The sequence below is a fragment of the Capnocytophaga sp. oral taxon 332 str. F0381 genome (assembly GCF_000318275.2).
GTDB lineage: Bacteria > Bacteroidota > Bacteroidia > Flavobacteriales > Flavobacteriaceae > Capnocytophaga > Capnocytophaga bilenii.
This window is the reverse complement of record NZ_KB291266.1, coordinates 531-1,966: the sequence shown is the minus strand read 5'-3', so window position 1 is coordinate 1,966 and position 1,436 is coordinate 531. Positions and strand designations below refer to the sequence as shown.

Sequence of the window (1,436 nt, the reverse complement as noted above, 5' to 3'; positions counted from 1 at the left end):
ATTATACCAATGTGCCAGGAGGTTATGTGATACGCGTAGCAGATGATAGAGGTTGTGAGTTCTACAGTGGGGTGGTAACAATTACAAACCCAATACCGGCTACTATTTCGGCAACTGTAACTAGTGCAACTTGTTATGGAGAGAATAATGGAGTAGTTTCAGTTACTATTAACGGAGGAGCAGCGCCATTCCGTATCAAGTTGAATAGTACTGATGCGAACTGGACGAGTGTAACGGGCAACAAACATTTGTTTAGTAATGTGAGTACAGGTACTCATAATATGGTAGTAATAGATGCCAATGATTGTCAGGTAACTAAACCGGTATTTGTGGCAGCGCCATCACAGCCATTGAGAGGATTTGCTGGAGTATCACAATTGGTAGGCTGTGGTGATGGAGTTAATACAAATAAGGCAAAAGTACGCTTTACCAACGTAAGCGGCGGTTGGGGTGAATATCAATATAAATACGATGGAGGATTTTCTATCTATTCAGAAGGCTGGATAACCCCAGGAACGCATACTGTTACCATAAGGGATAAAGGAGGTTGTGAGTATGATATACGAGTGGTAGTTCCTGAAAAGATTACAGAACCTACAGGTACTACTTACACGATAGTTACCTATGATTGTAGTGGTAAGGGAACTATACGTCTCACAGGAGCGCCTAATACCTATGACTATACTTATATAATAGATGGTAAGACCGCTACAGGTACTACAGCTACTATTACAGGTTTGGCACCAGGTACCTATACAATGACTATTAAATATAAAGATGGCAATCCACCCGCTTCAACAATATTGATAGATGAAGACTTTGGAGTAGGTCCTGATACTTGTAGTGATAATGTGTCTTCTGCATTTACTTGTTCACCAAATGGTAGTCAAGGAACAGCACCAGGTAGATATGTGATAATGAATAGGAATTCACCATACCTACCAATGGGAGGTTTCCCAAGTATATGGATTAAACCAAATGATCATACATCAGGAGGAACTAACCCATTAGGACGTTACTTCTTTATAGATATAGGAAATGTAGGAACAGGAGATATACTTTATAGTAAACGAGTAACAGACATTAAGCCTAACGTACCAATCAAATATGAATTATTCTTATTGAACTTGTTTAGGCCTAATCACGGAGCAGCTTTACCTAATGTAGAAATTCGTTTGGTAGCAGGAGGTAATACTATAGACTCTAAACAATCAGGCCCGATAGCTGATAATACAGATCCAGATAATTGGATACGTTTTGCTGGCGAACTCAATCCAGGTTCAAATACATCAATAGATATTCAAATACGTACTAATGCTTGGGCTAATTGGGGTTGTGATTTTGTAATGGATGATATAAAAGTATACCAAATTCCAGAATCTTGTGCGCAAACCATTACAAGGACAGTAGTAATTCCATCGGGACAAGAGTTTAAG

At 39.1% G+C, this 1,436-nt stretch carries 1 protein-coding gene; it reads left to right on the top strand.

Annotated features, from left to right (window positions below):
* Window positions 1–1,436 (top strand): SprB repeat-containing protein (locus tag HMPREF9075_RS13375; protein WP_009414831.1); only part of this gene is annotated, 1,436 nt, incomplete at both ends.